The 8,650-nt window shown below is 75.9% G+C and carries 4 protein-coding genes and 2 pseudogenes; 1 reads left to right on the top strand and 5 read right to left on the bottom strand.

Annotation, left to right across the window (positions count from 1 at the left end):
• From ABD207_RS00040 to ABD207_RS00030, 3 genes and pseudogenes are all read right to left on the bottom strand, one after another.
• Positions 1-1,253, bottom strand: a pseudogene (locus ABD207_RS00040) (ABC transporter permease); the annotation flags it as partial.
• Between the two features lies 1 nt (position 1,254).
• Positions 1,255-4,608 (bottom strand): ABC transporter permease, encoded by a 3,354-nt coding sequence (locus ABD207_RS00035; RefSeq protein WP_344008857.1) that lies wholly within the window; start codon positions 4,606-4,608, stop codon positions 1,255-1,257.
• A 200-nt stretch (positions 4,609-4,808) separates the two neighbouring features.
• Positions 4,809-5,222, bottom strand: a complete 414-nt coding sequence (locus ABD207_RS00030; RefSeq protein ID WP_344008855.1) for a globin — start codon at positions 5,220-5,222, stop codon at positions 4,809-4,811.
• A 76-nt stretch (positions 5,223-5,298) separates the two neighbouring features.
• Between ABD207_RS00030 and ABD207_RS00025 the strand changes: the two genes are divergently transcribed.
• Positions 5,299-6,309 carry a methyltransferase domain-containing protein gene (locus tag ABD207_RS00025; protein WP_344008853.1) on the top strand — a complete coding sequence of 337 codons (1,011 nt, stop codon included), beginning with the start codon at positions 5,299-5,301 and terminating at the stop codon, positions 6,307-6,309.
• 33 nt (positions 6,310-6,342) lie between these two features.
• Here the strand turns inward: ABD207_RS00025 and ABD207_RS00020 are convergent, their stop codons facing one another.
• On the bottom strand, positions 6,343-7,500 hold the full coding sequence (locus ABD207_RS00020) for an FHA domain-containing protein (RefSeq protein WP_344008850.1): 1,158 nt from the start codon (positions 7,498-7,500) through the stop codon (positions 6,343-6,345).
• Positions 7,501-7,613: 113 nt separating this feature from the next.
• Positions 7,614-8,650, bottom strand: a pseudogene (locus ABD207_RS00015) (vWA domain-containing protein); the annotation flags it as partial.

Here is an 8,650-nt window from a genome sequence, read left to right as displayed (position 1 = left end):
GCCACGGAGTGGCCGGGCCTGGCCCCGGGCAGCAGCAGCCACGCGGCGGCCAGCCCCGCCCCGGCCGCGGGCAGTGCGACCACGGCCGTCTCGGCCAGCAGCCGCCCGGCGATGCCCCGCAGGGAGCCGCCGCGGGCCCGGAGCAGGGTGAGTTCCCCGTGCCGCCGGCCGGCCGCCAGACCGCCCGCCATCAGCAGCACCACGGCGGCCACGGTGCCCGTGCCGAAGGCGGCGACGGCGACCATGGGGGCGATGGCGGAACGCATCCGGGAGTACTCGGCGAGCACCTCGTCCAGCTCGGTGCTGGTCGCGACCTCCGGCGCGGTGGCCTGGCGCACCCGCTGCTGGGCAGGGCCGGACTCCAGCGAGGCCACCGCGGTCCGCAGCCGGGACACCTCGTGGGCGTGCAGGCCGCCGGGCGAAGGCGCCTGCTGCCAGTAGCGCCAGGGCTCCAGCGGGGTGCCCAGCAGCGCGGGTGCCGCGTCGGGCGGCAGCAGCAGGGAGCCCTTCCAGTACTGCCGCATCTCCGGGTCGCCGGACAGGACGGTCAGGACGGGGGTGCGCAGCAGCGGATCGGCGGACCAGTACGCGCCCTTCGGCTCGCGGGGCTCCACGATGCCGGTGATCCGCACCCTGAGCGGGGGACGTTCCAGGCCCGGGAAGCTGAGGACGGAGCCCACCTCGATGCGCAGGGCGCGGGCGGTGCCGGTGGTGACGGCGCCCTCGACGGCGGCGGTGGCGGCGGTGACCTCTCCCGTCGTCCTGGGCAGCCGGCCCTCGTGCAGCCGGGAGTGGCCGGCGAGCCCGTTCGGGGCTGCGAGGGACAGCCGGGCGGGCAGACCGTCCGGGCGGGGCAGCCAGGGTTCGGACATCTCCGCCTCCTCACCGGTCCGCACGCCGTGGGAGGACTGCTCGGTGTCGACGGGCAGGTGACGGCGGGTCAGGTCGAGGATCCTGGCCTGGTACGCGTCGAGGGCGTCTCCGCGCAGGGCCGCCTCGCGCTCGGCCGGGGAGGCGGAGAAGTCGGGCTGCGGTGCCGTCACCCGCACGGTGACCCGGTCGGCGCCCGCCGACTCCACGGCCCGGCGCAGCCCGGCGTCCCCGTACCGGTCGACGGCACGGGGCAGCGCGGCGGCCAGGAACGCGGTCACCGCCACCAGCAGTGCCAGCGCCAGCGCGGCTCCGGGTGCGGACCGCAGCCGGGTCCGCACCCAGGGCGCGACCGGCGCGGGCGGTCGGGACGTGCCGGGCACCTCACTCGCCTCCCTGTTCGCGCAGGGCCGGCACCGGGTCCGCGCGGCGCAGCGAGAGCACGGCCGTGACCAGGAGCGGCACCAGCGCGACCGTCATCAGCAGCACCGCCACCCGGGCCGGCGGCAGCTCCACCAGCACCTGCGGCACCGGCCGGGCGGCCTCGGACGTCAGCATGATCAGCGGGATCACCGCCCGCGCCAGCACGGCCCCGAGCAGTACCCCCACCCCCAGCGCCAGGGCGACCAGCACCCCGTGCTCCAGCAGCACCACCCGCGACAGCCGCCGCCGGGAGGCGCCCAGGGCGCGCAGCACCGCGAACTCCGCCGACCGCTCGCGCAGCGCCCCCGCCGTGCTCACCGCGAAACCCACCGCGGTCAGCGCCGCCGCCGCGAGCGCCGCCGCGCCGAAGGCCGCCTCGGGACCGGCGCCGAACGGGTCGTCGCGCAGCTGAGCGGCGATCTCGTCGCGCACCACCACGCGGGACGGGTCGACGTCCGGCCGCGCCCGCAGCGCCCCGGCCACCTTCTCGGAGGCGCCCGGCGCGGTCCGCAGCCACCACTCGGTGGGCGCCACCCCCGAGCCGTACCGGTCCTGCAGGACCCGGTTGACCGACCGCAGGTCAAGGAGCAGGGCCCCGCCGTCGTCCGCCCCGCCGGACGGCGCCGACGGCAGCTCCCGCACCGAGCGGGTGATCCGCACCGGCACCGTGGATCCGTCGACGGTGACGTCCACCCGCTGCCCGGTGCGGGCGCCGGTCGATTCCAGATACCGGTCCGTGGCCACACCGCTGATCACCGGCGTCTCCGGCTGCGGAAGCTGCATCCGGACGGTGACCATCCAGTTCGCCCAGCGGTTCTCCCGGGGGATGCGGCCGGTGCCGTAGGTGACGGTCAGCGGGCCGCCCGGGGTGAGGCGGGGCCGGGACGGGCTGCTGCGGGCGTCGGCGGCGCTGCCGCTGGTCTTCGCCGACAGCGTCCACGCGGACCGCGCCGAGGGGAGCGCCAGGCGCCGGTCCCGGCCGCCGGCGTCCGTGGCCGTCAGCGAGCCGGCGGTGAAGCGGTGTGTCCGGGCCCGGCCGCGCGGCTGGGGCAGGTCGAGCTGGAGCCCGGTCAGCGTCATGGGGCCCGGTGAGCCCTCGGAGGCGGCGGCGAGGTCCAGGGTGAGCGCGTGGGTGCGCCCGTCGCCGGGGAGCCGGCCCAGCGGAAGCCGGTGGGGGACGCCGTACTGGTCGACGAGCGTGACCCGCACCTCCACCGCCGAACCCGGCCCGGCGCCCGTCAGCCGCCCCGCCAGGGTCAGCCGGCGGGTGCCCTCGGGAATCCGCACACCGGCGGTTTCGCCCTTCGGGGTGAGCGAGCCGAGCAGGTCGTCCACCGGCTCGTCGGCCAGGTCGGAGCGCATCAGCACGGTCCCGGCCGCGTGCCCGGTGTCCAGCGCCAGCACCGTCGCGGTGCGGTTGCCCGACAGCGGCACCTCCGTGCGATGTGCGGGGGCGACGGCCCGGACGCCCGGGACGGCCCCGTAGGTCTCGGTACGGCCCGGCTCACTGTCGCCCGCGGCCAGCAGCCGCACGTGGGCGCCGGCCCGGAAGTCCGCCTGGTCGCTCTGCGAGCGGTCCCAGGAGGAACCCTGGCCGATCGCCAGCATGCCCAGCGCCACCGCCAGCACCAGCAGCAGCACCGGCCCCGCGCCGCGCATCGGGCGGCGGCTGAACTGCCAGCCCGCCAGCGCCCCCGGCAGCCCGCGGCTGCCGGCCGCCCGCCGCTCCGCCAGCCGTGCCACCGGCGGCAGCAGCCGCAGCGTCAGCACGGTGCCGGCGAGCAGCGCCAGCGCGGGCGCGGTGACCAGCAGCGGGTCGATGGCGTCGCTGTCGATGTCGTGGCCGATCGCGCCGGACGGCTGCCGGCTCAGCTGCCAGTACGCCACGGCGGCCACCGCCAGCAGCCCCAGGTCCGCCCCGGCGCGCACCGCACCGGGCAGCGGGCGGGCCCGGCCGGGCCGGAACAGCGACCGGGACGACAGCAGCGCGGGCACCGTGACGGCCAGCGCGCAGCCCAGTGCCACCGCCGCCGCCACCAGCCACACCGTGCCGCGCCCGGCCGCGTCCCCGACCGAGGTGTCCAGGTGCAGCCCGATCCGGGCCAGCGCGCCCTGCCCGGCGAGCAGCCCGGTCAGCGGGCCCGCGAGCAGCGGGGCGCAGGCCGCCGCGGGCACGGCCAGCAGCAGCGCTTCCACCGCGGCGACCCGCGCCACCTGGGCGCCGGAGCCGCCGCGCGCCCGCACCAGCCGGGTCTCGCCCGCCCGTTCGGCGCTGAGCAGCCGGGCCACCAGCAGCAGGGTGCACACGGCGAGCAGAGCCAGCTGCAGTGCGATGATCAGCAGGGTGGAGCGGGAGACGAGCAGCGAGCGCTCCACCCGGTCGAGCACGCCGGGCAGCGCACTGGTGGCCTCCGCGCCGCCCAGCGCCTCGTCCTCGCGCAGGGCGGCGGTGCCGGCCCGCATCGCCTCGCGCAGCGCGTCGATCCGCTCGGTGCGCAGCGCCGTGAAGTCGGCCGCGGCCAGCCAGGCCGTGCCGCCCTCGCTGACCCGGTCACCGGCGAGCACGGACGGCGGGGCGAGCAGCGGGCCGTAGGTGGTGAAGTCGATCTCGACGGTGCCGCGCCCGTGCAGCTCGTCCAGCTGCCAGTAGGGGCGGGTGACGTCCACCGGCCGGTACACGCCGGTGATCCGCACCGGCACCGGAGGGCCGCCGAGACGGTCGGCGAGAGTCAAGCGGGCACCCGCCTTCAGGCCGAGGCGGTCGGCGGCAGCCTCGGGCACCGCGGCCTCGACCGGCCCGGATCCGGTGGCGGCCCGCGGCATCCGGCCCTCGGTGATCCGCACCTGGGCCGGCTCCAGCGCCGCGAAGTGGGTGAGATCGGGGTCGTCGTCCGCAGTGTCGGGGTCGTCGTCCGCAGCGCGGTCCGGGGAGCGGTCCGCGGTGCGCTCCGCGGCGCGCTCGCCGGCGGGCCGCAGCGAGCCGGGGAGGGCGTACGGGCCGGAGCGGCTCAGGCTGCTCAGGGTCACCGGCAGACCGTCGAAGGCCCGCCGGGCCCCCTCGCGCACGGCCGGCTCGGCCTCGGCGCGCTCCTTCGCCGGTACGTCGGACTCGACGACGAGCGTGGTGCCGGCGGCGTTCCGCTCGTCGCCGAGCGCGTGGCGCAGGGCGGCGTCGCCGATGGCGGCGGAGTAGGCGGTGAGGGCGGCCAGGACCGTGGTGGTCAGCAGAACGGTGAGCAGAGCCGCGGCGAGCAGCGGCCGGTGGGCCCGTGCCCGCGCGAGGACGAACCTCGCCAGTCCCCCCGCGCTCCCCACCCGAGCCCCCCGCCCGTGTCGTCCCGCCCCTGTTGTCCAGACCTCCGGGCGATGGTGTCAGAGACGACCGGCCGTCGGTAAGCGCTTGTCGCGCGGACTTGACCAGATCGTGATCGAATACCGGCGAAGAGTGACCGGATTCCGCACGGCGGGGGACGCGGGTGCGGGGCCCACACGGGCCCAGGGGACGTGCGCGGGGCTCAGTCCGGGGTGTTGATCATCGAGGCCGCGGCGTACGTGAGGTACTTCCACAGGGCCTGCTCGTGCTCCTCGGACAACCCCAGCTCGTCCAGGGCGGCCCGCATGTGCTTCAGCCAGGCGTCGTGCGCCGCCCGGTCGACCCGGAACGGGGCGTGCCGCATCCGCAGCCGCGGGTGCCCCCGTTTCTCGCTGTACGTCGTCGGACCGCCCCAGTACTGCATGAGGAACAGCGCCAGGCGCTCCTCGGCGGGGCCCAGGTCCTCCTCGGGGTACATGGGCCGCAGCACCGGGTCCTCGGCCACTCCCTGGTAGAAACGGTGGACCAGCCGGCGGAAGGTCTCCTCCCCGCCGACCTGCTCGTAGAAGGTCTGCTCCTGAAGCGTGCCACGCCGAATCTCTGTCACGCCGTCCATGCTCTCAGACCGATCGGGTTAGGACTCAAGACCTAGGTCCGCCCGCAGGCAGCCGTCCCGCACCTACCGTGGAGACATGGGCGGGCATGGGCATGCGGTGCGGCCGGAGCTGGAGGAGATCGCCGTCCCGGCGCGCGAGGCGCTGGTGCGGGAGATCGCCGCGAGCGGGGCCTTCGACGAGGACCCCGTCTGGCGCGAGGTGTTCGCGGCCGTGCCCCGGCATCTGTTCGTGCCGTCCTACTACGTCGGCACCGCCGGGGGCTACGAGCGGCGCAGCTGCGACGACCCCGATCCGCGGGCGCGCGAGCAGTGGCTGCGCGGCGCCTACCAGGACACCCCGCTGGGCCTCGTGCTGCGCGACGGCGAACTGCTCTCCTCCAGCAGCCAGCCGTCCCTGATGGCGCTGATGCTGGCCGCCCTCGGAGTCCGGGACGGCGACCGCGTGCTGGAGATCGGCACCGGCAGCGGCTACAACGCCGCCCTGCTCGCCCACCGGCTCGGCGACCACGACCTGGTCACCACCATCGACCTCGACCCGGAGATCACCGGGCCGGCCCGCCGCAATCTGGCCGCCGCCGGCTACCACCCGGCCGTCGTCACCGGCGACGGGGCGCGCGGCGTCCCCGACCGGGCCCCCTTCGACCGGATCATCGCGACCTGCGCCCTGCCCTCCATCCCGCCCGCCTGGCTCGCGCAGACCCGCCCCGGAGGCCGGATCCTCGCCCCCTGCGCCACCGGCGTCGTGGCGCTCACCGTGCACGACGCGGGCCGGGCCGAGGGGCGCTTCCTGCACACCCCCGCCTACTTCGTCCCGCTGCGCGGCGCGACCCGCTCGCGGCCGGAACCACCCGATCCGACCGGCCTGCCGGAGGAGGCCGCACGGCACGAGTCGTTCCGCTTCCTGCTGGCGCTGACCGCCGCCAGCGGCCTCGATCCCCGCGAGGCGTACGAGGTGTGGGAACGCGCCGAGCGGCCGCCGCGCGAACGCTACGGCCTCACCGTCGACGGCGACGGGACCCGGGCCTGGCTGGACGACCCGGACGGTCCCCACGTCTGGCCGCTCGCCCCCGCCGGCCAGACCGCCTGAGCGGGGGCGGGGCGGAGCGGCTTGGTTTGCTTATTACGTGCGGCGGATGGTGATCGTCGTCCAGGCGCCCACGTGCACCCGGTCCCCGTCCTGGAGCGGCACCGGGACGAAGGGCTGGATGGGCTCCTCGCCGCCGTTGACCGTGGTGCCGTTGGTCGAGTTCTGGTCGACGACCGCCCAGCTGCCGTCCGGCTGCTGGACCAGCACCGCGTGCTGGTGCGAGACGCCCGGGTCCTCCGGCGGGGTCGACAGGTCGATGTCCGGGGTGTCGCCGGTGGAGTGGCGGCGGCGCCCGATGGTGACCTGGTTGCCGGTGAGCGGACGCGTCTGCTCCGGCGAGTACGCGGGCAGGTTCAGGCCCGCGGCCTCGGGACCGGAGCGCTGCATCATCGCCATGAAGTACTCACGGTCGGGACCGATGATCGCCGTCCAGGTGCCCTGGCCCTGGTTGTTGTTCTGCTGCTGGCCGTAGCCGCCGGGGCCCTGCGGCGCCTGGGTCGCGCCGGGCTGCGGGTAGCCGTACCCGCCGCCCTGCTGGCCGGGGCCGCCCGCGGGCGGGGAGATCACCCAGTCGTCGTCCCCGCCGCCGTAGGACGGGCCGCCCTGCGGACCGCCCGGCTGCTGCCCGCCGGTGTCCTGCTGCGGGTATCCGGGCGGGGCCGCCGGACCGCCCTGGTAGCCCTGCGGAGCACCGGGACCGCCGGGGCCACCCGGGCCGCCGTATCCGGGCGGGCCGGGCGGGATCGGCTCGGCGGGACGGTTCACCTGCGAGGGACGCGAGCCCTGGTAGTCGTACGCGTCGCCGCCGCCGTAGGACGGGCCGGGCGGCTGCTGGTAGTGGCCGCCGGGACCACCGGGGCCGCCCGGCCCGGGGGCCGGCGGGCGCGGGGCGGGCGGGGTGTAGGTGGTCGCCGTGTTCGTCAGGAAGTTCCAGCGGCACTCCTCACAGAACGGCGCGCCGCCCTCACGCGGCGTACGGCACTGCGGGCACAGCTCGGGCTGGCCGCCGCCGAAACCACCGGGGCCGCCGGGACCACCGTGGCCCTGCGGGCCGCCGGGCGGCGGGAAGCCGTAGCCGCCGGGAGCGGGCGGCGGAGGAGGGGGCGGAGGCACGGCACCCGCCATGCGGTGACCGCAGACCTCGCACCAGTCGTCGGAACCCGACTGGTGTCCGTTCGGGCAGGTCGGCATGTCGGCGCTTCCCCCTCTCCTTCCCGGCCGCATCCGACCGGATTTTCTCCAACCCCAAGGGGGTCAGGCTCTTCACTGACAGGTACGTACAGGCACTTTCAGGTGCTTGCAGGTCACTTCTTTACACGAACGGTCTTGGTGGACCGAGTCTCGAGCGTCATCTCGTCGGCCTCCTCGACCTTCGCCTTCAGTCGCACAGTACCGGTCGCGGCGTCCACGACGTCCACCACCTTCGCAAGCAGTTTCGCAGTATCCGCGTTGCCGGACGCGCTCGCCAGCTGAACCGCACGGCCCAGTTTGGCCGTTGCTCCATCAAAATCGCCCGCTTTGCGCAGATCAAGTCCCTGCTGGATGACCTGTGCCAGTTCGGCCTGTCCCGTGTAGTGCGCGACCTGCGGGTTGATGGCGGTCGACGCGGCCACGTCGTCGGTCCACACGGCCCGCACCAGGCCCTGCGCGCCGAGGTTCTCCACGGTGCCGTCGGGCCGCGGAATCACCAGGGACACGCGGGCGGCCAGCATCTCCTGGCCGATGCCGGCGGGCGGCACCTCGACACAGATGTGGTAGTCGCGGGACTCGTCGCCCCAGGACCCCAGCGGGTAGTCGCCGGCCCGCGGACCGGCCTCGGTGCGGCGGTCGGTGAGCTCCTCCACCGTCGGGGCCACCTGCTTGACGAATCTCACAGTGGTGCCCACCGGGGTCCACAGCCGCAGGGAGACGTCCGCGACCTCCTTGCCCATCGCCGCCTCCATCATCTGCGTGAAGTCCGCGGCGAGTCCGGCCGGATCGGCGACGATGTCGGCGGTGCCGAGCAACGCCGAGGCGATCCCTGTGACTTCTTTCACTTCCCAGTCGGTGCCGACCCCGCGCGCGTCGCAGGTGAAGCGCCCGGCGCAGGCGTCCAGCGCCGCCTTCAGGTCCTTGGGCGACTCGTGCTCGTTGCGGCCGTCGGTGAGCAGGATGCCGTGCCGGATCGCCACGTCCGCCGACGCAAGCAGCGTGTCGGCCAGCCGCAGCCAGGTGCCGATCGCCGTGCCGCCGCCCGCGCTCAGCTTGCGCAGCGCCTGCTTGGCCTGGTCGCGGGTGGCGGCGTGGGCGACGATGCGCTGGGGGCGGCGGTCGGCGACGGCGGAGACCACGGCCGCTCCCC

It is taken from the genome of Streptomyces thermospinosisporus, from assembly GCF_039526425.1.
Classification (GTDB): Bacteria; Actinomycetota; Actinomycetes; order Streptomycetales; family Streptomycetaceae; genus Streptomyces; species Streptomyces thermocarboxydovorans.
Note: the sequence above shows the minus strand (reverse complement) of the source record. Positions and strands in the feature narration are given on the sequence as shown.

What these genes read in the sequence shown, in the direction of transcription:
- ABD207_RS00030 (WP_344008855.1), bottom strand. Translation starts at nt 5,222, where the DNA reads ATGGACGGCGTGACAGAGATTCGGCGTGGCACGCTTCAGGAGCAGACC.
- ABD207_RS00025 (WP_344008853.1), top strand. Translation starts at nt 5,299, where the DNA reads ATGGGCGGGCATGGGCATGCGGTGCGGCCGGAGCTGGAGGAGATCGCC.
- ABD207_RS00020 (WP_344008850.1), bottom strand. Translation starts at nt 7,500, where the DNA reads ATGCCGACCTGCCCGAACGGACACCAGTCGGGTTCCGACGACTGGTGC.